Origin of the sequence: Enterococcus sp. C50 (genome assembly GCF_040887505.1) — a bacterium.
In the GTDB taxonomy this organism is placed as follows: domain Bacteria; phylum Bacillota; class Bacilli; order Lactobacillales; family Enterococcaceae; genus Enterococcus_B; species Enterococcus_B thailandicus.
In genome coordinates, this window is record NZ_JBFOFW010000001.1 from 436,592 (window position 1) to 461,543 (window position 24,952).

Here is a 24,952-nt window from a genome sequence, read left to right on the forward strand (position 1 = left end):
CAAATTTTATTCTTTCATTCCACTCATGGTCATCCCCTGAATGAAGTATTTCTGAGCAAATAAGTACACTGCCAAAATTGGTATCACGCTAATGACCACACCAGCCATGACTAGGTTCCAATTCGTGCTCCAACGACCTTGCAACAACGATAATCCTAACGGCAAAGTCGCCATCTCACGACTGCTTGTCACAATCAATGGCCATAAATAATTGTTCCAAGATTGCATAAACGTAAAAATAAAAAGTGTTGCAATCGTCGGCTTAACAAGTGGCAAATCAACTTTCATAAAGACCGTCCAATGATTTGCACCATCCATAAAGGCTGCTTCCTCCAGTTCAGTTGGAATTGTCAAAAATGCTTGTCGCATCAAGAAAACACCAAACACACCAAAAATATTTGGTAAAATCAATCCTTGATAGCTATCAATCCAGCCCAAATTTTTCAACAAAATAAATTGTGGAATCATGATTACTTGAGAAGGAATCATCATTGTGCTCAAATAAAGCAAAAACAACAGGTTTCTCCCTTTAAATCGCATACGCGCAAACGCATAAGCTGCCATTGATGCCACTACAATCGTACCAATCGTTGTCAATAATGAAACGATGATTGAATTTTTCATAAACGTTAGCATCGGAAACCGTTCGATTACTTGTTGGTAATTTTGTAGTTGTGGATTGCTAGGCAAAAACTCAGGTGGAAAGACCATCGTTGCCCCGCGCTCCTTTAATGAAGTTGAAACCATCCACAAAAAGGGTAAGATCATAACGATACATCCTAGCAAAATAATGCTATATTTTAGAATCATCCATACATTGACTTTTTTCATCTTGTCATCCTCCTTTCTCCCCACATTTGACCGATTGACACGACTAGGATAATTAAAAAAAGTACCCAAGACATCGCTGCTGCATACCCCATTTCTGAGTATTTAAAAGCTGAATTGTAAATATTTTGTACTAAGACCGTCGTCGCTTCACCTGGTCCACCTTCTGTCATGATATTTACTTGATCAAATACTTGAAATGAATTGATTAATGAGATCATCGAAACGAAAAAAGTAGTTGGTTTCAACATAGGTAATGTAATTTTCCAAAATTGATGCCAATGATCTGCCCCGTCGATATCCGCCGCTTCATATAATGATGGCGAAATGTTTTGCAAACCTCCTAAATAAAGCACCATGATAAACCCGATATCCTTCCACACGCTGGTAATGATAATTGCTAACATAGCTGTTTTCGGATCATTTAACCAATTAGGACCTTGTACACTTAGCAATGACAAAAAATAATTAATCAAACCAAATTTGGGATTAAACAACCATTTCCAAACTAAGGATACAGCCACCCATGAAGTAACAACTGGCAAAAAATAGATACCACGAAATACCGCTTTCATTTTCAGTTTGCTATTCAACAATAATGCTACCATCAAACCAATAATCATGACTGAAGGAAGATAGCCCAGAATGAAGAGAAAAGTATTCTTTAAAGAATTCCAAAATTTCGGATCATGGAGCAAATTTTGATAATTTTTTAATCCTACAAATTTCATTGGATTAATTAAATCCCAGTCCGTAAAACTCACCCCTAATGAATAAAAGACTGGATAAATAATAAAAAGCAAAAATCCAATCAAACTGGGTAATAAGAATAAACAAATCCAAAAGAGGTTATTTTTCTTTGAACCAATCATTTTTCATTTCCTCCTTAACTTTCTTCAATATAGAAGACTTCAAATAACATTTCTGTTAGCCATTCATCTTTAAAGTGTTTAACAATTGCTAACTTCTTCATCAGTTCTTGCTTCTGAGATAGATACGTCCAAAGTTGATTTTTTAATTCGTATGAGATAGCCGGCCGATCAATTCGTTCAAACAATAAATCAGTGACCTCTTGCTTCACGATTTCCCTAACTGGTAGCTGAAGCTGATCAATTATTTCTGCATGAAAAATATTGTTGATTAGTTTGGAACCATCTTCATTTTCTACACAATATAAAGAGATTTGATTCTGCCGTTTTTCAGGTAAAATCGAAGTATCTCCACTGGTACTAATTGAAACGAGTTTTCTTTTCCAATCTAATGAAAGTACAGTGATACAGCGTTTTCCATTCAAATCTTCGATCATTTCGTAACAATTACTGTCACCTGGAAAAATTTTCCATTCAATTTTCTCTGGTAAACAATCAGGTTTTGTTTCCATCACATTTGGGTCTGTTGGAATAATTCCACCCGCTTTAGCAAACACAGCCAGTTCATTCACTTGGCGAAAGATACTCAATTCTGCTTGTCCTGCATACCGATTTCCTGTATAAAAGTCGTACCATTTTCCTTCAGGCAACCAAATTTCTTCCTTAGCAAATTGATAATCAGGATTCATTTGATGCACAATTGGTACAACTAAGAGTTCTTGACCAAATAGATAGTTATTTTGATAAAGATATGCTTCATTTTCTTCGGGGTAGCTATAATATAGGGGCTGGATCAATGCCTCACCTTTTTCACTCGTTTCAACATTCGCTGTGTACAAATAGGGAAGTAAACGGTGACGTTCTCTAAGGGTTTCCTTCATCGCTACTTGGATTTCTCCAGAGAAATTCCATGGTTCTTTGCTATTAAATGGGCTTGATGAACTATGCAAACGATTAATCGGACTAAACGTACCAAATTGCATCCAACGTAGTGTCAACTCATCATCCCGACTCCCCCCCATATGTCCACCAATATCGTGACTCCACCAGGTATACCCAATATTAGTAGCTGTTGCTGTAAAATATGGCTGAAATTGTAATGAGGCCCAACTAATGATAGAATCTCCTGAAAAACCAATTGGATATCGATGACTGCCTGGTCCCGCATAGCGGGAAAGTATCAGTCCCTCTTTTCTTTGGGAAAGATCTTCAAAATGATATTGATTTAACAGCCAAAGTGGATCTAGTCCTTCTTCTTTACTTTTCTCACCTTGTTGCCAATCAATCCACCAAAAATCAACACCTTGTTCTTCCAAGGGATGATGCACATCTTCAAAATAGCCTTTTACAAATGTTTCATTCGTCAGATCAAACTCTGCTGGCTCTTCAAGTAAAACGTTTAACTTCATTCGTTTAGAAATAGCTGGATAAGCATCCTCAAACGCACGTATTCCATCAGATGGGTGAACATTTAACGAAACTTTTAATCCTCGGTCATGAAGTTCTTGTAAAAATTTATCTGGATTTGGAAAAAGCTCTTTGTTCCATGAATAACCGGTCCAACCACTACCAAAACGTTTTGGAATATCGCGAAGATGCCAATCCATATCGACTACACTCACTGCGAGTGGAACCTGTTCTTCCGTAAACTGATTCATTAATGCTAAATAGGATTCATCTGTGTAAGCCCAGAAGCGACTCCACCAATTTCCTAAAGCATAGCGCGGAACGATTGGTGACGGTCCCGTCAATTGATAAAAATCTTTCAAAGCTTGTTTGTATTGGTGCTGATAACCAAAGAAATAAAGATCGATTCCTCCTGTTTTTCTTGGCTGTAAATTTCCTTTGGCTGTCGCAATGGCTGAATGTGAGTCATCGAGTACAGCGTAGCCTTGTCTAGAGATGATTCCCTCATCTAATTCCGTTGCACCATCTACATTGTCTAATGTTCGTGTCGTCCCTTTTAATGTCTCAATTTTTTCACCGTAGTACCACCGATTGTTAAAATCTGTAAAATTTGATTTCATTTCAATCACCAAGCCACGGCTTGAAAATTTTTGCTTATCATAACGCAGATGAAACGACTCAGTGTACACTTCCACTAGCGATTCTGACTCTACTAAGTCAAACTCAAATTCTGGGAATTCGCGATTCACAACTATTTGTGTATCAGAATCAACAAATTTACCCTCTTCTGAATATTCCATGCGAATTAAGTGAGGTGTCAGTAAAGTAAAGCGATACTTTTCACCAGTTATCATTTGCTTACTAGAAATTTTTACCATGTTCTTTTTTCCTTTCTAGAACAGAATCACGTTGAATCAGTTCTCCCTCAACTAAAATTTTGTTTTCCATTGTTTGCTCTTGTGTCGCGTGCTGCAACATTAAATTAATTTGACGGACTGAAATTCGCCCTTTTTCCTTTTGTCTAAGGTCTACAGTTGAAAGTGACGGATCGAGCAATTTAGCAAAAATATTATTATCAAAACTTACAAAAGAATGAAACCTAAGTTTTCGTTCACGTAATTGTTGAAGATATTGTGCCGCTAAGTAATCAGAGTTGATGATAAACGCGGTATAGTTGCTACTCAAGTCAATAAATCGCTCCATTTCTTCTTCGGAAAACAATAATTTTTCATCTGGTCTCAGTTCATACTCAGCTAAAGCATCCATATAACCTAGATATCTTTGTGGAACTACACCATCATCTGTTAGTGAGAAAGTCGGGCTGAAAAATGCAATCTGCCGATGTCCGTGTTCAAGCAATGTTTTCGTAGCCTCATAACTCAATTTTCGATCATCATTGTTAACAAAAAGAATATTTGCACGCTCAAAATCATGATTATAATAACTATCAATGAAAACGATTGGTTTACTGATTTTATTAATCAGCTCTGTAATAATATGCTCAAAAGCTCCGACAACAATAAAGCCATCAAAGTTCCAATTTCGCTGAAGTACATCGATATCCGCTAATTCGTTGAATCCATGGAACATCAAAAACATTCCTTGTTTTTTTGCTTCAAACTCAAGACCAGTCATCAAATCGGAAATAAACGGATCGCCAAAATCAATTTCTTCTTTTGTTGAATAATATAAAATTCCAATCATCTTTGATTCCTGTGCAACTAGAGAACGTGCATTAAGGTTTGGGGCATAATTATATTTCTCCATCAGCTTGTTAATCTCACGTTTTTTCTTTTCTGACACTCGATTTGGTTTATTGTTCATAACATTTGAAACAGTCGCAATACTAACACCTGCCTCTCGTGCAATATCTTTGATCGTTACCTTCTTCATTCTCTCCGCTCCTAATTAAAAAAAGTTAAACGTTTTACTTGTTTTGTCAGAAAGAGAATATCACTATTTCTATTCAATGTCAACGTTTACATTTTTTATTTTTCTTTTATTTTTTGTTTTGATGTGCAATATAAAAACAAAAAAGCGAGGATATTCTTCTAATATCCTCGCCTCTAACAATTTTCCCTAATGATGTTATAAAGCTTTTGGTAAGTCCGGTTGTTATTTTCCTTTTTGTTCTAGCAACGCCACCAACTCCACATGATGCGTCTGCGGAAATAAATCAACAGGTTGCACTTTTGTTGTTTCATAGCCTGCTTCGGCAAACAATTTTGCATCGCGCGCAAAGGTTGCCGGATTACATGAAATATAGACAATTCGAGAGGGGTTCATTTCGATTGCTGACTCAATGAAGCTGCCGTCTAATCCTTTACGTGGCGGGTCAACCATGATGACAGATGGTTTGATACCTTTATCTTGCCATTTTTTCATTGCCTTTTCAGCTTTGCCCACTTCATAATGTGCATTTTCGATTTTATTAGTTAATGCGTTAAACTGTGCATCTTCAATCGCTTCAGGAATGATTTCCATTCCATAGACTTCAGCAACACGATCAGCTAAGGATAAACCAATAGTACCGATTCCTGAATATGCATCGATTACAACATCTTCTTTGGTTAAGTTCGCAAAATCAATTGCTGTTTGATAAAGATATTCTGCTTGCTGTGTATTGACTTGATAGAAAGACTTAGCAGAAATTCGGAAGGTCTTACCTAAGAGTTGATCCTCAATGTAATCTTTTCCAAATAAAACAACTTCCTTTTTACCAAAGATGACATTTGTTTTCTCTTCATTGATATTTTGAATGACAGAAACAACTTCTGGTAATTCTTCATGAATCACTTTAGCAATTTCTTTTGCTTTGAAGAATTTTTCTTTACGAGTAACTAAAACAACCATCATTTCATGTGAATAATGTCCACGACGAATGACGATATGACGAATTTGTCCTTCGTTTTTGGCTTCGTTATACGCACGAACTTGGAAACGTTCTAAGATATCACGCACAACAACGATTGCTTTATCGATTTCTGGATCTTGAATGTAAAAATCTGTAATGGAAACTAAATCATGGCTGTTTTTCTTATAAAAACCAGTAGCCAAATGACCATCGATTTTACGAACAGGAATTTGTGCTTTATTTCGGTAAGCAACTGGTGAAGTCATCCCCACTACTGGTAGGACAGGCACTTCTGGTAGCTTCGCAATTTTTTCCATCACATTTTCAACTTGGTGTTGTTTGAACACTAATTGTTTTTCATAACTTAAGTGTGCAAGTGGAGCGATTCCTGTACGAATTAATGTTTTGTCTTCAACAGGTTGACGATCTGGTGAAGTCGTTAACCAGTTTTCTACTTTCGCATAGCCAAATTTATTTCCTGCCTTTAAAACAAGAACTTCAACTTCTTCTCCAGGTAACGCATTTTCAATAAACAATGGGTAGCCGTCAATTTTAGCTACACCCATTCCTTCATAGCTTAAATCAATAATTTTTACGGTATAACGTTCATTTTTTTTCACTGTTTGTTCGCTCATTATTTACTCCTTTAACTTCTTACTTGTCTAGTTCTGACTCTACTATAAATCATTGTTTTTCACAACAACTAAAACCGGCACTGACCTAGGTTCCTAGTATCAGTACCGGTTGTCTGTCTATTTTTCCTCGTCAGCGATCTTGCCGTCACCGTCAATATCTTCGTCTGTTAATCGTTCGACTTCTTTTACAAATTCCTTACCAACTTCTTCGAATTCTTCTTCCTCTACACCCGTGATAGCGGCATCAGGAATCTTATCCGTATTCGCAAAAAATTCAATATGTTGATGTAAATTAGAGAAGTGCATCGGTGCATCGCCACCATATTCACCATCTAAATTGATCATCACTGGACGATTTGTATCATCTTCGGTTTCAACATACAATTCGCTTGTCTTTGTATAAATCACACGATGATCTTCGACATGACGTCCGCCATTCAACATCAGCGCTGCAATGTGTAAAATTTCAAAAATATTGGCTGTCTTGACGATAATCAATGAAAATTTTCCATCGTCAAGCTTTGCATCCGGAGCAATTTGCTCAAAGCCACCTACTGAATTCGTTAGCCCTAAGAAAAACATGGACGCATTTCCAATATATTCTCCTTCATCATACTTCAAACGCATTTTGATTGGTTTCACTCGAGGCAACATTTCTGCTCCCTTTGCGAGATAGGCTAAGTAACCAAAAATACTTTTCAATTCAGATGGCACTTCATAAGTTAATTCCGTTAAGTAGCCACCTGCTGCTATATTGATGAAGTAACTGTTTTCGGCATGACCAATATCCATTTTAACCGTCTGATTTTTTTTGATGACTTCGGCAGCTGCCTTGATATTGTCACGAGGAATTTTTAGTGCTCGTGCATAATCATTCGTTGTTCCAGCCGGGATAATCGCCATTTTAGGTCGTTTCTTCAAAGGTGCGATTCCATTAACAACTTCATTGATCGTTCCATCTCCGCCTGCTGCCACAACCAAGTCAAAGCCTAATTTTCCGACTCTCGTTGCTTCATTTTTCGCAGAGTCTTCTTCGGGAGTTGTTGCATAAGCACTTGCTTCATAACCTGCGTCTTCTAGTGCTTGAAGAATATCAGCGAGGTTTTTTTTCAGCAATTCTTTACCTGAAGTTGGATTATAAATGACACGTGCTTTTTTCATGATTTTCCTCTTAACGTTTCGTCAATTCATCTTTTAGTAGTTTATTCACAACACCTGGATTTGCTTGTCCTTTTGTTGCTTTCATGATTTGTCCTACTAAGAAGCCGACTGCACGATCCTTTCCGTTTTTAAAGTCTTCAACAGATTGTTCGTTATTATCTAAAATCTCATTGATAATTGGCAGTAATTGACTTGGATCAGATAGTTGGATCCAGCCATTGGCTTCAACGACTCCTTGTGCATCGCCACCTTTTGCGATTAACTCACGGAACACTTTTTTCGCAATTTTTGAACTGATTGTTCCGTCCGCAATCAAACGGATCATTCCTGCCAAGTTCTCTGGTGTTAATTGTGTTTCTGCTAATTCTAGTTTTTCACTATTTAAGTAGGCAGAAACTTCACCCATCAACCAGTTAGAAGCTTGTTTTGCATCTGCACCGTTTTCTAATGTCGCCTCAAAGAAGTCAGACATTTCTTTCGTTAACGTTAAGACCATTGCATCATACTCAGGCAATCCGAAATCATTGATATAACGTTGGCGACGTGATGCTGGTAATTCTGGTAACGTTGCTTTGACACGTTGAATCCACTCATCATCAATCACAAATTTTGGAATATCTGGTTCTGGGAAGTAACGATAATCACTTGATCCCTCTTTGACACGCATCAAAATTGTTTTATTTGTTGTTTCATCAAAACGACGAGTTTCTTGTTGGATTTCGCCACCAGAAAGTAAAACTTTTGCTTGACGTTTTTCCTCAAAAGCAAGTCCTTTTTTAACAAATGAAAGTGAGTTCAAGTTTTTTAGTTCTGCTTTTGTTCCAAATTCTTCTTGACCATAAGGACGTAAAGAAATATTGGCATCACAACGCATAGAACCTTCTTCCATTTTCACATCACTAACTTCAGTGAACTGGATGATTGAACGCAATGCTTCAAGATAAGCATATGCTTCTTCTGGTGAACGCATATCTGCTTCTGAAACGATTTCGATTAGCGGTGTGCCTTGACGGTTTAAGTCAACGTATGAATAGCCACCGATACCGTGCATGTTTTTCCCAGCATCTTCTTCTAAATGAACACGTTCGATTCTAATTTTTTTCTTTTGTCCTTCAACTTCAATCTCAATCCAACCATCGTGACCGATTGGTTGGTCAAATTGTGAGATTTGGTAAGCTTTTGGATTATCAGGATAGAAGTAGTTTTTGCGGTCGAAATGTGTATCTTTTGAGATTTCGCAATTCAATGCTAAAGCTGCCTTCATCCCAAACTCTAAAGCCGCTTTGTTCATTACTGGTAACACACCAGGGTAACCCCAGTCAATCACGTTTGTATTGCTGTTAGGTTCTGCTCCAAAATGTGCAGGCGCTGGTGAGAAAATTTTAGAATTTGTTTTTAATTCAACGTGGACCTCAAGTCCAATGACTGTTTCGAAGTTCATTCGCCTTGCCCCCCTAGAATAGCAGGTTGTTGCTTATGAAATTCTGTCGCTTGTTCAAAAGCATACGCTGCTTGATACATTGTTTTTTCTTCAAAATAATTACCGATTAGTTGTAACCCAACAGGAAGACCTTCTGAAAGTCCAGCTGGAATTGACATACCAGGAAGTCCTGCTAAGTTCACTGGAATTGTTAAAATATCACTCATATACATCGTAATTGGATCGTTGATATTTTCGCCGATGCCAAATGCTACAGTTGGTGAAGATGGTCCAATGATTAGGTCATAATCAGCAAAAACTTTTTCGAAGTCTTGTTTGATTAATGTTCTCACTTGGCCAGCTTTCTTGAAGTAAGCATCATAATATCCTGCACTCAATGAGAATGTTCCTAGCATAATCCGACGTTTTACTTCATCACCAAAACCTTCCGAACGTGAGTTAACATACACATCTTCCAAATTTTTCACATTTTCAGAACGATAGCCAAAGCGAATACCATCGAAGCGTTGCAAGTTTGAACTTGCTTCAGATGAAGCGATGATATAGTAAACTGCTACACCATATTTTGAATGTGGCAAGCTAACTTCTTCGACCGTTGCACCTAATGAACGGAATGTTTCTGCCGCTTTCAATACTGCTTCTTTGACTCCAGGTGCCACACCTTCACCAAGATATTCTGTTGGCAAAGCAATTTTCATTCCTTTGATGTCACCAGTCAAGCCTTCAGCAAAGTTAGGTACAGAAACACCTGATGATGTTCCGTCTTTTTCGTCATATCCGCTGATTGCTGTTAATGCTAATGCATTGTCTTTAACCGTTCTTGTCATTGGTCCAATTTGATCTAATGAAGAAGCAAATGCAATCAACCCAAAACGTGAAACACGTCCATAAGTTGGTTTCATTCCAACGATTCCATTAAATGCAGCCGGTTGGCGAATACTTCCACCTGTGTCGCTTCCAAGAGAGACAGGAATTTGTCCAGCAGCAACTGCTGCAGCAGAGCCACCTGATGAACCACCAGGAACTTTAGAATGATCCCAAGCATTTTTTGTTTTCTTGAAGTAAGAAGTTTCTGTACTTCCGCCCATAGCAAATTCATCCATGTTTAGTTTACCTACAGGAATCATATCTGCTTGATAGACTTTATCCATAACTGTTGCATCATAGATTGGGTCAAAATTATAAAGGATTTTTGATGCCGCTGTTGTCAACAAATCTTTCGTTACAATGTTGTCTTTGATCCCAATTGGAATACCTGCTAACACATTGTTTTCATCAATTCCTTTTTCATCTAATGCTTTTGCTAATTCAAGTGCTTTTTCTTCATTTAATGTAATAAACGCTTCGATTTCTGGTTCTGTTTCTTTAATACGTTCAAATGTTGCTCTCATTAGATCTTGTGCAGTTATTTCTTTAGAAACAAGCATCCCATGCAATTCTTCTAATGAACGGTTGTATAATTCTGTCATTACGCGCCTGCCTCCCCATTATCAATAATTGCGGGTACCTTAATAAAACCATCTTCAGATTCTGGCACATTTTTTAATAACTCATCGCGACTCCAACCTGCTTGTGCACGGTCTTGACGCATTACATTCACTGTTTCAACCACGTTTGATGTGAATGGAACACCTTCTGTATCTACTTCTTCAAGCATTTCCACCATATCAATGATTTTACCTAATTGGTCTGTAAAACTTGCAAGCTCTTTTTCATCAAACGCAAGTTTTGCTAATTTGGCAACGTGTTTGACTTGTTCTTCACTAATCGCCATACTACCCCTTCTTTCTTAAACGAGTTAAAAACTTTGCTCTCTATTTTACCACAAGTGTGGAAGCACTGAAATTATTTATTGAAATTTATCTGAAAAAGCTTAGTTTTCGGTTTCCACAGGATGACTTTGTGCTAACGCTTCTGCCATCTTTTCTTCCGTCCAAATCTCAATTCCTAGTGATTCTGCTTTCGTCAACTTACTTCCAGCTTCTTCACCTGCTACAACGATATCTGTTTTTTTAGAGACACTTCCAGTCACTTTTCCACCAAGATTTTCAATCGTAGCTTTCGCTTCTTCCCGCGTAAATTGAGTTAACTTTCCAGTTAGAACAACTGTTTTATCCTTGAATGGTGATTCTACTTCAGCTAATTGTTCCAAGCGAATGCCTTTGTAGTCAAAGTTGACCCCAGCAGCCTTTAATTCATCCATTAATTCATGTACTTCTTCATTACTAAAGTACGTCACGATGCTATCTGCGATAATCGTTCCCATGCTATCAAGCGCAATGATTGATTCAAAATCACTCTGACTGATTGCTTCTAAATTACCGAAGTGTTCTGCCAAAATCTTAGCAGCTTTCGCTCCAACATGGCGAATGCCCAAGCCAAAAATTAACCGTTCGACTGAATTTCCCTTGCTGTTGGCAATCGCTGTTAGAATATTATTAGCAGCTTTTTCTTTAATCTTGTCTAACGTCAGCAATTCTTCTTCTGTTAGTTTATATAGATCTGCAACATCTGCGACTAGCTTTTTATCATACATTTGTTCAAGTACTCTTGGACCTAAGCCTTCAATATTCATCGCATTTCTGGAGACAAAGTGATTGAGCCCTTCTTTCATTTGTGCCGGACATTTTGGATTGATACAGCGAAGAGCAACTTCTCCGTCTAAATGGACTAGCTCGCTTTCACATTCAGGGCAATGTGTTGGTAATGGATAAGGTTCGCTATCTTTTGGTCGTTTGTCTTCAATCACGCGAGCAACTTCTGGAATGATATCTCCTGCTTTATAGATTAGTACCGTATCGTGCAGTCGAATATCTTTCATTTTGATGTAGTCGCCATTGTGCAGACTGGCACGGCTCACCGTAGTCCCCGCAACACGAACAGGGGTCATGACTGCCGTTGGCGTAACTACTCCTGTTCGACCAACAGTCCATTCAATTGTTTCGATGACCGTTTCGACTTCCTCTGGAGGAAATTTATACGCAGTCGCCCAGCGAGGAGCTTTGACCGTGAACCCAAGCTGGTCTTGAAGTGAAAAGTCATTGACTTTCACTACGATTCCGTCAATTTCATAAGGCAAATCAATTCGTTGATCATGAAACTTTTCAATATACGTCCAAACTTCTTCAATTGAATGACACAACTGTGCTTCATGATTGGTATGAAAACCAAGTTTCGCCAGTTCTTGCAATGCTTCGTACTGTGTTTTTGCTTCCATCGGACCAAAATCAGCTACAGTGTACAAAAAAGTATCCAAATTGCGCTTAGCTGCAATCTTTGAATCAAGTTGCCTTAATGAACCCGCCGCGGCATTCCGCGGATTAGCAAAAACATCATGACCAGCGGCTTCTCGTTTTTGATTTAACTCGACGAAGGATCTTTTTGGCATGAAGCATTCGCCACGAACCTCAATCGAAATTGGTTCGTTCAACCGCAAAGGAACGGAACGAACAGTTTTCACATTTTCAGTAATATTTTCACCGACCGTTCCATCGCCGCGAGTAGCGCCACGGACAAAAAGTCCATTTTCATAACGCAATGAAACAGAAAGCCCGTCAATTTTCAACTCACAGCAATAATCCACTGGATGACCAATCGCTTTTTGCACACGTTGATCAAAAGCAAACAATTCTTCCTTGTCAAATACATCATTTAAACTATAGAGTGGAATGTCATGCGTGACTTTCTCAAATCCTGCAAGAACACCACCACCGACTCTTTGAGTTGGTGAGTCTACGGTGATTAGTTCTGGATAATTTGCTTCGATTGCTACTAATTCTGCATAATGTTTATCGTAAACAGAATCTTCTACCGTTGGCTGATCTTCCACATAATATTCTCGGGACCAACGATTTAATTGTACACGCAATTCTTCTGCTCTTTTTGTTGCGTAATCAATCGTCATTTCTTGTGCCATCGTTTTCCCCCCACTATTAAACTTTTTCAATTGGTGCAAATGCCGCTAATAATCGCTTAACTCCTTGACCTTGAAATGCAACGTCTAATTCAAGATCTGTAGCTGTTCCATTTACTCGAACGACTGTCCCAACGCCCCATTTCTTATGCTTGACTTTGTCGCCAGCTTTCCAGCTATTGTTTTCGCCACCAGTCGCTGTTTTTGATGAAACAGTCGTCACTTGTGGCTGTTGATAACTAGGTGTAGTGGTTTTTGTCGTAAATGGAGAAATTTTCTTTGGTGTTGGTCGCATTCCTTGAATTTCCAATAAATCTTGGTCAATTTCGTCAATAAATCTTGAAGGACGATTGTATTGTGTTCGTCCATATAACGTTCTCGAAAAAGCATTGGTCAAGTATAAGACTTCTTCTGCTCTGGTAATTCCTACATAAGCTAATCGACGTTCTTCTTCTAGTTCACTTTCTTCCATCAAAGCACGGGAAAGTGGAAAGACGCCTTCTTCTAGACCAATCAAAAAGACCACTGGAAATTCCAGACCTTTGGCCGCATGCAACGTCATTAAAGTTACTTGCGTCGTCTCTTCTTCTAAATTATCAATGTCTGAAACTAGCGCTAAATCATTCAAGAAAACCGTTAATTTTTCTTCAGGTGCATCTGCTGTTTCTTCATTCTGTTTTTCAAATTGTTTATCGAATTCTTGCGTAACACTTAAAAATTCTTCCAAGTTTTCTAGTCTAGCTTGTGCTTCTAGTGTATTTTGGATCTTCAAATCTTCTTGATAGCCACTGCGTTCCAAAACTTCTTTCGTTAAATCCGTAACAGATAAGTAAGGAACCATTTGTGTGACTTCATCAATCATCGCTCCAAATTCTGCTAATTGACGACCAGCTTTCCCACTAATATTTGCTAAGTCCACGTTTTGAGCTGCTTCTAACAATGCCCATTCATGAATTGAAGCAAATTGACGTAACTTATCAACTGAACCAGGACCAATTCCTCGCTTAGGCGAATTGACTACTCGTTCAAAGCTGATTGAGTCTTGCGGGTTGGCGATCACATTAAGATACGCCAAAATGTCTTTGATTTCTTTTCGATCATAGAATTTGTGTCCACCAACCATTTTATAAGGTATGTTGGCCTTTAATAGCGTTTCTTCCATTACACGTGATTGCGCATTTGTTCGGTAAAGAACTGCAAAGTCGCCATAATCTCGCCCGTTTTCACGCATTTCATGTTGCATTTTTTCAATGACAAAACGTGTTTCATCACGTTCATTATCGCCACGATAGTAGGTGATCTTAGCACCTTCTTGGTTTTCAGTCCAGAGATTTTTAGGTTTGCGGTTGGTATTATTTTCAATCACTTGATTAGCAGCATCCAAAATTGTTTTGGTTGAACGATAATTTTGTTCCAATAAAATAACACTTGCATCAGAATAATCTTTTTCAAAGTCCAAAATATTTTGCATGTCTGCACCACGCCAGCCATAAATACTTTGGTCGGCATCTCCCACAACACATAAATTGCGGAAACGTCCTGCTAGTAAATTGACTAACGTGTACTGAGCATGGTTGGTATCTTGATATTCATCCACATGGATATATTGGAATTTATTTTGATAGTAAGTCAGGGAGTCTGGATGTTCATTGAACAAACGAATCGTATTCATAATCAAGTCATCAAAGTCCATACATTGATTGTATTGTAATTCTTTTTGATAAGCTTTATAACATTTAGCAGCAATTTCTTCATAATAGCTGCCTTGCATTTTTTCAAAGTCTTCAGGCATTTGTAAATTATTCTTGGCTTGAGAAACAGTTCCCAAAATTCCTCGAGGATCATATTTTTTAGGATCAATATTAAGCTCTTTTAAAATACGTTTCATCAAAGTAAGTTGTTCGGAAGAATCGATAATCGTAAAATTCCGATTGTAACCAATAAAATCAACATCTCTTCTCAAAATGCGGACGCACATTGAGTGAAATGTTGAAACCCAGACATCTTCGCCACCAAATTCCAAAATTGCGTTCACACGCTCTTTCATTTCTTTCGCGGCTTTATTGGTAAAAGTAATCGCTAGGATATTCCAAGGATTCACTTCTTTTTCTTCAATTAAATAAGCAATTCGATGCGTAAGAACACGGGTCTTTCCGCTTCCTGCACCTGCCATCAATAACAACGGCCCCTCGGTATGAAGAACCGCTTCTTTTTGGCGAGGATTCATCCCCTGTAATAATTCTTGCTTGGATGACATTCACAACATCCTTTCTTTTATCAATCTCATCAATTATAGCATTTTACCACTCTTCATTAAACCAGCTAGCTGAAAATCATCCGAATTTCTGAAACAATTTTTTCGTCTCTCGTCAGAACAAAGATTTCATGCTAAAGTAAAAGAAAGTGAGGGATAATTTTACGATGGAAAAACGATTTAAACGAATAACATTCGATGACACTCGAATTCTTTTTATTTTAAAAGGAATGCTTGTGGGTTTATTTGCTGGACTCGTGGTCAGTTTTTTTCGATTAGGGATTGAAACATTAAGCAAGAAGATTCAATTTTTTTATCAGCAAAGCCAGCAAACACCAAGCATTCTCATTGGCTTGTTTCTTTTTTCACTGGTTGCTGCTTTTTTAGTTGGTCAATTGATCAAGCATGAGCCTGCGATCAAAGGAAGCGGAATTCCCCAAGTGGAAGGTCAATTGCAAGGTGAACTAACTTATAATTGGTTTTCTGTTTTGTGGAAAAAAATGGTTGGCGGAATCTTTTCCGTCGGTTCCGGTCTATTCTTAGGGCGTGAAGGTCCTTCCATTCAATTAGGGGCAGCAGTCGGACAAGGTACGAGCCAACTTTTTCATTCTTCTAGCTCTGAAGAAAAAATTTTGATTTCAAGCGGCGCTAGCGCTGGCTTAGCCGCAGCATTTAATGCACCCGTTGCTGGATTGTTATTTGTCATTGAAGAAGTTCACCATTCATTTTCACCATTAGTTTGGCTCACTTCTTTTACTTCAGCAATTGTCGCAAACGCTGTTTCACTTTATTTTTTTGGACTGAAACCTGTACTTTATTTAGGGGCGTTGCCTTCTTTACCTTTTCATTATTATGGTGCTTTGATCATTTTAGGAATTATTTTAGGCCTTCTTGGTTTTATTTATCAAAAAACATTGCTCGCTTTGCCGCGATTTTACAAAAGAGTCCCCTTGCCTGAGTATTATCACGGACTCATTCCTTTTCTTTTGGTCTTACCAATCGGTTATTTATGGCCAACAATTTTGGGTGGTGGTAATCAAATCGTCGTGCAGTTAGGACAACTAACGCCGCCACTTCAAGGAATTATTTTACTATTAATCATTCGCTTTGTTTTCTCCATGGTTTCGTATGGTGGTAGTTTACCAGGAGGAATTTTCTTACCCATTTTGACATTGGGCGCCCTAATTGGCAGTCTTTACGGAAAGTTGCTTGTTCTTTATTTTGGAATGGATCCTGTTTTTGTGAAAGACTTCGTTGTGATTGCTATGGCAGGTTACTTTACAGCCATTGGAAAAGCACCTCTGACTGCAATAATCCTCGTGACGGAAATGGTTGGCTCACTCAACCATTTGATGCCACTTGGCGTTGCCTCTTTGGTTGCCTATATCGTAAATGATTTATTGGGTGGACATCCGATTTATGAATCTTTGCTTGAACGACTAGTTGACAATCAGCCAAAGCAATCATCTGGAAAGAAAACCACTTTTGATTTCCCTGTTACAGCTGAAAGTCAACTAGACGGCATCATGGTTCGCGATTTTAATTGGCCCAAAAATATGTTGCTTATTTCAATTTATCGAGGAAAAAAAGAATTGATCACTCATGGTGACACAGTAATGAAAGTTGGAGATATTCTGGTCATTTTGACAGATGAATCAAATATGGCATCAATCAAAAAAGAAATCCAACTAAAGTCTAGCTAGCATTTCAGCAAAAAAAAGAGTGGCTATGAATTTTCATTCATACTCACTCTTTTTTTATACCCATAGTTGAGACCAATTACTATAAAAACAAAAAGCATGCCAAGTACACTGAAAAAAACGTTTGACGAGTCACTTGTTTTGGGGAAGTCTTCAATCGTTCTCGTTTCTGTTTGTAATACAGTCTCAATGTTTTTTTCGTTACCTTCTTCCTGTTCAGCCGGCAAACTTTCAGAATCCATACCAATTGATCCTTTGATTTTTAGTGTCGTATCCATAAGTTATCACCTGCGATCCCTTTCAACACCAAAGCGAAGTTGAAAAATTCTTTACGGTGCAGTCCAAGAAACAGCATCTAATTGTAAAGTTAAATCAAATGTTGGTGCACTTTTGGCAGCTGTGCTTGAAGATAAGACTCCTTGGTAACCAAATGTTGTTTCAGACGCTGAAGTACTTTCACCAGCTGAAGTTAGTTTTCCTTCATTGTTTGCTAATGTAAATAATCGAGCTGGCGTTGTCTCAAAATCTGTGACTGATCCACTTGAAATTAATGCTGTATCACTTGCTTCAGGCGATACGAATTTCAAACTTGAAATCTCTGAGATCGACTCACTGTTGGTTTTTTCAAATTTTGTAATCGTCACATCTACGGGACGACCCGAATTATTTTTGATTGTATATGTTGGCGATTCAATATTGGTACGACCACTGATGTTATAGAAAATCGTCGCGGTATCTAAAGTTACATTGATCCAATCTTCACTCTCTTCATCAATTGTTTCTGTTGGATCCGTATTATCCAATCCAATCGATCCATTCACTTTGATTTCTGCACTACCGTCACCAATCACATCTTGTGCTTGAACAGCAATGGGAACCAATCCCCCTACGAAACTTCCTACAATAAACAAACTAGCTAATCTTTTTTTCATTTTCTTCCTTCTCCTTTTCAATCATTCAACTGTTAATGTAATTCCAGCGGCAACTTGCCCCTTTTTTTCGTTTGTCTCTGGATCATACAAACTGAATAATGCAACTGACGGATACTCCCCCTTTGTTAATGTCTGCTCTAAGGTGACATCTTTTATTTCATACCCAGGTTGAATTGCCCCGGAAGTATAAACAAGTTTATTCGTATGCTTTTCTCGAATCTCAACATTGATTGGATAATTGTTTTGGATGGAATTTTTAATCATCAATTTTCCTTGTAATGTTTGTTCGTCAATTTTCGCTTCTGGCGAAATCATCAAATTAAATTTACTTCTATCTACGGCTTTTTGCGCAAGTTTTTTTAGCTCTTTGTCAGATATTTTTTGTGCGTCTTTTTCTGCAGGTAAAAACTCACCGCTGACAACCGTTGTCGTTTCTGGTTTCACTTGGAAATATTGACGATAAATGAACCAGCTTGCGAGTAGCACTCCCAAGACAATCAAGATAATCATTCGTCTTTTCATTTTATTCGTTTCGGTCTTTTCGATCATTTTGACTCTCCTTGAGGTGTCAAACTATAAGTAAATGTATAGTTTGTATCATATTTTTTAAAAATCGGGCCTGAATACTCTCCTTTTAAATAGATACCAAGTGGCTCAGTTAAAAATGGTGCTATCGTTAAGGAATCGACAGTATTTTCTCCTACTATTAATGGTCCTAATATAGTGTCATTGGTAGCTGCCAACTGAAGTCGTAATTGGTTGCTTTCTCCTGCTGTTACTTGATCAACTAACGTAATTGGTGACTCTACAGAAAGATCTTGAACAGAATCAATAGTAAAATCAATGGGATAGTTGCTCTCACTTAAAATTGGTTGAGCGGATTCCTTGGTGTCAAACGCACCCACTTCCCTCACTTGAAAAAGCAACTCCAAAGGAACCTCGACACTCAGCGGACTTTTTGCAATCTCCACCTCTTTTTCTACCCACAAACTTTCGCTAGCAAAAATTTGGAGTTCTGGGTCTTCATTGATTGTTCCAGAAATCTTTACATAGACATAATAAGAACCTGATATTAACTCTTCCACATGCCACGTTGAACTTGCTGAAGTTTCACTTGTTACCATACCTTGCGTTTCATCTGTCGCGTCTTCAATTTCTTGTTGCGCCGTTTCATTCTTGATTTCATCACCCGTCCATAGGCGTTCTTTGCTTAATTTAAATGTGTTGTTGGTTAACGTTCGTTCAGAAGGATCGTAATCCTTAATCGTTGTTATTAAGTTACTTCTCCCAACATCTACATCTGAAAAACTTTCCCAATCTATTATTTTGATTTTTTTCTGGTAAATCGCTTGTTTTAGTGACGGATTTTCAAAATAATTATCTGCTAATGTTAAAGTGGATGCTCCTGCTACTTCTTTTTTCAATAACTCCTGAGATGCACTTAAATAATTGAACTGATAGCCTCCAATTTCACCAACATTTCCATCTAAACGATTAAACGTCACATTTTTATTGAATAATCCCGTCGTGGTAGTATTCTTAAATCGTAGCCAATTCGGTTCATTGACATTCATCGTAATCGCTCCAGATGAAGTGATTCTTCCACCACTCAGTACAGTCATTTGCGAATCTTTTTGTGCGTTGATTTCTGCGCTTGCAGAGCTAGTATTTGTGAAAGTGAGTGCCTTATTATCCGTTTGTGTATAGAAAAACTCTGCTCCTTTGCCAATAGTTAGAATCAATCCATTGGAACCATATGTGAAATACGTTTTACTTGAAGTAAAGTCCACTTCAGCATCTTCTTCAAGGGTTACTCGCATCTTTCTATCGCCAGAACCTCCTGTACCATAACCATAAAGCAAACTCGAGCTTGCACTTGTCTGATGGTCAATTGTTGTCTTTGATCCTTTGGCAAAGAACAGGTTGTACCCTTCCATAAACTCTTGACTATTGCTACCAACCTCACTCTTAAAATGATTCTCCCCCATCATCGTGAAAGTGGATTCTGTGTTCCACGTCAGCAGAGGTTGCGCACCAGTTTTTCCATAGTAATTCACGTTTTCTAATGTTGCATCAAATTGAATCGCAGACGAACCTCCTGCACCAATAATTCCATAATAGCTTTGATTGCCATATACGTTTCCTTTATCATCTGTCAAAGTCGAGCTCCCAAAATTCAGATTTTTTATTTTGACTTGTAAACCTGAAACTTTTATTCGATAGCCCACATTCGCTTCAGTGGTACTCGAGCTGTTTTCATATAGCATATAGTTTCCTTGACCATTAATTTCAACACTTTTGTAAATCTCAAATACATCTGCACCTGAATAAACAATATTTTCCGTTAAATTAAGATAGTAGGTTCCTGTACCAACATCATTTTTGATTGCTGTCAGTACGTCTTTCAACTCACCCACAGTCCCAGCAGTGTAAGGATTTGTGACCGTTCCTTCGCCTATTAACGCAAAAGGAATCAACTGATTTTTTGTTTCACTAGACGAAATAGTTTTCTCGGCACTACTTTCTACCTTATCAACTGTTTCATCTGACGTTTCTGCATTTATAATTTCATCATTTTTTAATTCAGATGAAGAATGACTTTGCTCCGCTACATTCAAAAGCGGTACCTCTGAACTACTTTCCGTCAAAGATGCCACTTGCCCATCTGCATCTGTGGTTTTTTCCAGTTCATCTGCAGTTATTTCTTTTATCGGCATTGTATACAAACAAATTAACATCAGCCAACAAACCGTCCATTTTCCCCATCCCATATCCAGTTCTCCCATTTTATTTTAATTAATATATGAAAAAAGTTAATTTTGCATGATAAATTTTATCATTATAATGATATGATACTATTTGCATTTTACAAGGTCAAACATTTATCGGCTACTTTCTGTTATTTCTTCAAACAAAAAAACCTCTCATCACCCTCTCCAAGAAAGAGTGACAAGAAGTTTTCGTTATTTATCTATCTAAAATTAAGCTTCAACAGCTTCTGGTGCTTTTCTTAATAATCCATAAATTACACCTGAAACAACTGCACCAATTGCAATAAAGACTAGGTACAATACAGGATGACTAAGTAGGAAGACAACAAAAATTCCACCATGTGGTGCTAATAATTTGATACCAAAAGCGCCAACTAAACCACCAGTTAAAGCAGAACCTACGATGAAGCTTGGAATTGCACGAACTGGGTCAGCAGCAGCAAACGGAATTGAACCTTCTGTTACAAAGGATAGCCCCATCACAATGTTTGTTAAACCAGCATCTTGATCTGCTTTACTAAATTTATTTCTGAATAACACAGTTGCAACGAAAATTGCTAATGGTGGAACCATCCCACCTGCCATAACAGATGCCATAACGACACTACCACCAGTTGCGACAGTTGTTGCAAGCGTTGCTGTACCAAACACGTAAGCTGCTTTGTTGATTGGTCCACCAAGGTCAGCAGCCATCATTCCAGCTAACAAAGCCCCAAGTAACGCAGCATTTGAACCACTCATACTTGTCAAGAAACCATTCAATCCATCATTGATTGCTTTCATTGGCACATTGACCATCAACATCAAGAAACCAGTAATCAATAGTCCAAAGACTGGGTAGAATAAAATCGTTTTGATTCCATCCAATGATTTTGGTAAGTTCTTGAAAACTTTACGTAAGAAGACAATGACATAACCAGCCAAGAAACCACCAATCAATGCACCTAAGAAACCAGCTCCACCAGCATTAGCTAATGCGCCTGCAGCAAAACCAACAACCAATCCAGGGCGATCACCAATACTTGATGCAATAAACCCAGCTAAAACTGGCAACATGAAACCAAATGCCGCTTGTCCAATTTGGTTGAACCAGCTTGCCATTTGATTGTAATTCCCCAAGTTTGCCAATTGATCTTGTGGTACACCCATAAATTGGTCAATCATGAAGGAAAGTGCAATCGCAATCCCACCACCGATTACAAATGGAAGCATATGCGAAACACCGTTCATCAAATCTTTATAGATTCGTTGACCGATTGTTCCATCAGCATTTCCTTCATCTGATGAATCATTTTTACTATCGCCATGGAAAACAGGTGCATTTCCTTCAACAGCAAGATTGATTAATTCTTCTGATTTACGAATACCATCACTTACAGGACGGTTAACTAATTTTTTCCCATCAAAGCGATTCATCTCAACCTTTTTATCTGCTGCAACGATTACGCCATCTGCACGTGCAATATCTTCTGCAGTCAAACGATTTTTAATTCCTTCAGAACCATTTGTTTCAACTTTGATATCTACGCCCATCTCTTTTGCTTTTTTCTTCAAAGCATCTTCTGCCATGTACGTATGCGCGATTCCGGTTGGGCAAGCTGTCACAGCTACGACAAATTTTCGGTCTGAATCAGTTAACGCTTCAATTTGTTGGGCAGCTTGTTCTGCTTTTTCTTCTGCTTCTTTTTCGTCCTCAGCTGTTTGGAAAAGTTCTTGCACTTCATCAGGTGTTTGAACTTCTTTTAGTTTTGCCACAAAATCCGGATTGATCAACAAACGTGATAATGCCGCTAAAGCTTGCAAGTGAGTATCATTTGCGCCTTCTGGAGCAGCAATCATGAAAAATAGATAAGTTGGTTGACCATCGAGTGCTTCATAGTCAACGCCAGCCTTACTTTTTGCAAATAAAACTGTTGCTTCTTTAACTGCCGCATTTTTTGCATGCGGCATTGCAATTCCATCACCTAGACCTGTTGATGTTTGAGCTTCACGCGCCAAAATCCCTTGTTTATATGTGTCAATATCTGAAATACGGCCAGCATCATACATTTTTTGGACCATTTCATCAATAGCACCTGCTTTATCAGTTGCTTGCAAATCCATGATCATTGCTTCTTTGATCATCAAATCTTTAATATTCATGGTTATCCTCCTTAAAATTTAGTCGATTTTTGTAATTTCAACTTCAGGTAATAGTGAATCAATCATTTCACGAGAAGCTAAGTCATCAGAGAACGCTGTTGCACTTCCGCAAGCAACGCCCCATTTGAAAGCTTCGACTGCATCATGATGTTTGCTAAATGAGCCAATAAATCCAGCAATCATCGAATCTCCGGCACCAACTGAGTTTTTCAAAGGGCGTACTAAAACATTCGATTGGTAGGCACCTTCCTTAGTAAATAATAAGGCACCATCGCCAGCCATTGAGATTAATACATTTTGCGCACCTTCTGCCAATAACTTACGGCCATAAGGAATGATATCTTCAACTGATTCAAAATTAGTTTGATACAACTCTGCTAACTCATGGTTATTTGGTTTGATTAATAATGGTTCTTTTGAAAGAGCATTTTTTAAATCCTCTCCCGTAGTATCAATCACAAAATCAGCACCTTTGTCACGGATGATTTCAATCAACTCTTGATAAAAACCTTTTCTAAGACTTGCAGGTGTACTTCCAGATAACACGACAATATCGCCTGCTTCAACCGTACTCAATGCTTGTTTCAATTCATTGATTTCTTCATTAGAGATAACTGGACCTAAGCCGTTAATTTCTGTTTCAGCATCTGATTTCAATTTGATATTGATACGTGTATCTTCATGGACTTTGGTAAACAAAGTATGAATTTGTTCTTTCTTCAACCAATCAGAGATAAATTCTCCGGTAAAGCCGCCTAGAAAGCCAAGAGCAGTTGAGTTTGAATCGATTCGTTTCAAGATACGAGAAACGTTGATTCCTTTGCCACCTGGTAATTTAAAATCTTCTGTCATGCGATTCAAGTCGCCTAATTTTAATCCATCCACACGAACAATAAAGTCAATTGATGGATTAAGTGTTACTGTGTAAATCATTGAATAGCCTCCTTAATTGTTGTCAGGTCACGATAATCTGCGACAAATTCTAATGGACAACGCTCGGTTACGATTGTGGCTGCCGCTAAAGGAGCAACAGAAGTAAAAGATAGCTTGTTAAACTTAGTTTGATCAATCAAGACAAATGCTTCTTCGGATTGTCTCATCGCAATTCGCTTAAGTGCTGCTTCTTCTGGGTCAGGGGTTGTAAATCCTTGAACCAAGTGCGCGCCGTTCATTCCCATAAACGCCTTGTTAAAATGAAATGCACTCAACTGTTCCACACTACTTGAACCCAATACCGCATTAGTAGATAGCTTGACTTGGCCGCCAAGGATAATCGTTGGTATTTGTAAATCAACTAAGTTAGCAGCATGCTTGACTGAATTGGTAACAACCGTCACATTTTTTCCTTGTAAAAACGGGATCATTTCCAACGTCGTTGAGCCAGCATCCAGATAGATGACATCATCTGGTTCAATCAAATCAGCGGATAAACGAGCAATTTGTTGTTTTTCTTGAACGTTTTTGAGCGTTTTTTCACTCATCGCTTGTTCAAATCCTAAAAGCTGCTCTTTTTTTGCACCACCATGAATTCTTTCTAAAAAACCTTCGTTCTCCAACTCTTGTAAATCACGGCGAATAGTGGACTCAGATGCATCTAACAAGGTTACAAGATCTTGCGATTTAACAATTTTGTGTTGCTCTAACAAGTCTAAAATTTTCTGTCTGCGTTCTTCTGTAAGCATTTCCACAACCTCCTCACGACAAATATTAACATAATAATTATTTGCTTGCAACACAAAACATCCAAAAACAATCACTATACTTCTAAAACGTTCAATCAGCACATTTTTTGAAAAAAACCGAAAAAAAGAGAGTCATCCTACAGATAACTCTCCTAACGTTACTATTCTTTATTGGTCTTTCTTGGTATAAATTGCTTGAACTTTCACTTTTCTTGATAATCGGTAATACATACCCAAGCCAGAAAACATAATCAAAAAGCCAACCAACGAACGAATTGAGAAATTTGGGATAAATAAAACCAATGCAGCTAATACGACTGTCGGACCCATCACACGATAATATAATTTTTTATCCATTTTTTC

20 protein-coding genes are annotated in these 24,952 nt (G+C 38.0%); 1 reads left to right on the forward strand and 19 read right to left on the reverse strand.

Annotation, left to right across the window (positions count from 1 at the left end; translation table 11 throughout):
- Window positions 1-6: 6 nt before the first annotated feature.
- The 11 genes from AB3I20_RS01930 to pcrA form a co-directional block, all read right to left on the reverse strand.
- On the reverse strand, window positions 7-831 hold the full coding sequence (locus AB3I20_RS01930; RefSeq protein ID WP_067484411.1) for a carbohydrate ABC transporter permease: 825 nt from the start codon (window positions 829-831) through the stop codon (window positions 7-9).
- On the reverse strand, window positions 828-1,700 hold the full coding sequence (locus AB3I20_RS01935) for a carbohydrate ABC transporter permease (protein WP_067484408.1): 873 nt from the start codon (window positions 1,698-1,700) through the stop codon (window positions 828-830). Before AB3I20_RS01935 ends, AB3I20_RS01930 begins: the two co-directional genes overlap by 4 nt.
- 14 nt (window positions 1,701-1,714) lie before the next feature.
- On the reverse strand, window positions 1,715-3,982 hold the full coding sequence (locus AB3I20_RS01940) for a TIM-barrel domain-containing protein (RefSeq protein ID WP_067484406.1): 2,268 nt from the start codon (window positions 3,980-3,982) through the stop codon (window positions 1,715-1,717).
- Complete coding sequence (locus tag AB3I20_RS01945) at window positions 3,966-4,997, reverse strand: LacI family DNA-binding transcriptional regulator (protein ID WP_067484404.1); 1,032 nt, start codon at window positions 4,995-4,997, stop codon at window positions 3,966-3,968. The genes AB3I20_RS01940 and AB3I20_RS01945 overlap by 17 nt, the downstream gene beginning before the upstream one ends.
- A 222-nt stretch (window positions 4,998-5,219) precedes the next feature.
- Entirely contained in the window at window positions 5,220-6,596 is a 1,377-nt protein-coding gene (gene rlmD / locus AB3I20_RS01950) for a 23S rRNA (uracil(1939)-C(5))-methyltransferase RlmD (protein ID WP_197485213.1), read from the reverse strand.
- 114 nt (window positions 6,597-6,710) lie between these two features.
- Window positions 6,711-7,754, reverse strand: coding sequence for a diacylglycerol kinase (locus AB3I20_RS01955; RefSeq protein WP_067484400.1), 1,044 nt, complete (start codon window positions 7,752-7,754; stop codon window positions 6,711-6,713).
- Window positions 7,755-7,764: 10 nt separating this feature from the next.
- Window positions 7,765-9,195 (reverse strand): Asp-tRNA(Asn)/Glu-tRNA(Gln) amidotransferase subunit GatB, encoded by a 1,431-nt coding sequence (gene gatB / locus AB3I20_RS01960; RefSeq protein WP_067484397.1) that lies wholly within the window; start codon window positions 9,193-9,195, stop codon window positions 7,765-7,767.
- On the reverse strand, window positions 9,192-10,664 hold the full coding sequence (gene gatA / locus AB3I20_RS01965; RefSeq protein WP_067484393.1) for an Asp-tRNA(Asn)/Glu-tRNA(Gln) amidotransferase subunit GatA: 1,473 nt from the start codon (window positions 10,662-10,664) through the stop codon (window positions 9,192-9,194). Before gatA ends, gatB begins: the two co-directional genes overlap by 4 nt.
- On the reverse strand, window positions 10,664-10,969 hold the full coding sequence (gatC, locus tag AB3I20_RS01970; protein WP_067484390.1) for an Asp-tRNA(Asn)/Glu-tRNA(Gln) amidotransferase subunit GatC: 306 nt from the start codon (window positions 10,967-10,969) through the stop codon (window positions 10,664-10,666). The genes gatA and gatC overlap by 1 nt, the downstream gene beginning before the upstream one ends.
- A 99-nt stretch (window positions 10,970-11,068) precedes the next feature.
- A complete protein-coding gene (gene ligA, locus AB3I20_RS01975; RefSeq protein WP_067484387.1) occupies window positions 11,069-13,111 on the reverse strand; it encodes an NAD-dependent DNA ligase LigA in 2,043 nt (680 codons plus the stop codon).
- Window positions 13,112-13,127: 16 nt separating this feature from the next.
- Window positions 13,128-15,365, reverse strand: a complete 2,238-nt coding sequence (pcrA, locus tag AB3I20_RS01980) for a DNA helicase PcrA (protein ID WP_368026867.1) — start codon at window positions 15,363-15,365, stop codon at window positions 13,128-13,130.
- A gap of 164 nt (window positions 15,366-15,529) precedes the next feature.
- Between pcrA and AB3I20_RS01985 the strand changes: the two genes are divergently transcribed.
- The gene (locus tag AB3I20_RS01985) at window positions 15,530-17,065 is read left to right on the forward strand and encodes a ClC family H(+)/Cl(-) exchange transporter (RefSeq protein WP_067484382.1); all 1,536 of its coding nucleotides are present in this window, start codon (window positions 15,530-15,532) and stop codon (window positions 17,063-17,065) included.
- Window positions 17,066-17,088: 23 nt separating this feature from the next.
- On the opposite strand, the gene AB3I20_RS01990 is transcribed toward AB3I20_RS01985, so the two are convergent.
- The 8 genes from AB3I20_RS01990 to AB3I20_RS02025 all read right to left on the reverse strand — a co-directional run bounded on the left by AB3I20_RS01990 (window position 17,089) and on the right by AB3I20_RS02025 (window position 24,946).
- Complete coding sequence (locus tag AB3I20_RS01990) at window positions 17,089-17,340, reverse strand: LPXTG cell wall anchor domain-containing protein (protein ID WP_067484379.1); 252 nt, start codon at window positions 17,338-17,340, stop codon at window positions 17,089-17,091.
- Between the two features lie 51 nt (window positions 17,341-17,391).
- The gene (locus AB3I20_RS01995) at window positions 17,392-17,994 is read right to left on the reverse strand and encodes a hypothetical protein (RefSeq protein ID WP_067484376.1); all 603 of its coding nucleotides are present in this window, start codon (window positions 17,992-17,994) and stop codon (window positions 17,392-17,394) included.
- 21 nt (window positions 17,995-18,015) lie between these two features.
- Window positions 18,016-18,543 (reverse strand): hypothetical protein, encoded by a 528-nt coding sequence (locus AB3I20_RS02000; protein ID WP_231885448.1) that lies wholly within the window; start codon window positions 18,541-18,543, stop codon window positions 18,016-18,018.
- Window positions 18,540-20,765: a hypothetical protein gene (locus AB3I20_RS02005; RefSeq protein ID WP_067484373.1), complete on the reverse strand. Its 2,226-nt coding sequence runs from the start codon at window positions 20,763-20,765 to the stop codon at window positions 18,540-18,542. The genes AB3I20_RS02000 and AB3I20_RS02005 overlap by 4 nt, the downstream gene beginning before the upstream one ends.
- Before the next feature lie 210 nt (window positions 20,766-20,975).
- A complete protein-coding gene (locus tag AB3I20_RS02010; RefSeq protein ID WP_067484370.1) occupies window positions 20,976-22,907 on the reverse strand; it encodes a fructose-specific PTS transporter subunit EIIC in 1,932 nt (643 codons plus the stop codon).
- An 18-nt stretch (window positions 22,908-22,925) separates the two neighbouring features.
- Complete coding sequence (gene pfkB, locus AB3I20_RS02015; protein WP_067484368.1) at window positions 22,926-23,840, reverse strand: 1-phosphofructokinase; 915 nt, start codon at window positions 23,838-23,840, stop codon at window positions 22,926-22,928.
- Window positions 23,837-24,589 (reverse strand): DeoR/GlpR family DNA-binding transcription regulator, encoded by a 753-nt coding sequence (locus AB3I20_RS02020; protein ID WP_067484366.1) that lies wholly within the window; start codon window positions 24,587-24,589, stop codon window positions 23,837-23,839. The genes pfkB and AB3I20_RS02020 overlap by 4 nt, the downstream gene beginning before the upstream one ends.
- 168 nt (window positions 24,590-24,757) lie before the next feature.
- Complete coding sequence (locus tag AB3I20_RS02025; RefSeq protein WP_067484364.1) at window positions 24,758-24,946, reverse strand: hypothetical protein; 189 nt, start codon at window positions 24,944-24,946, stop codon at window positions 24,758-24,760.
- Window positions 24,947-24,952: the final 6 nt, after the last annotated feature.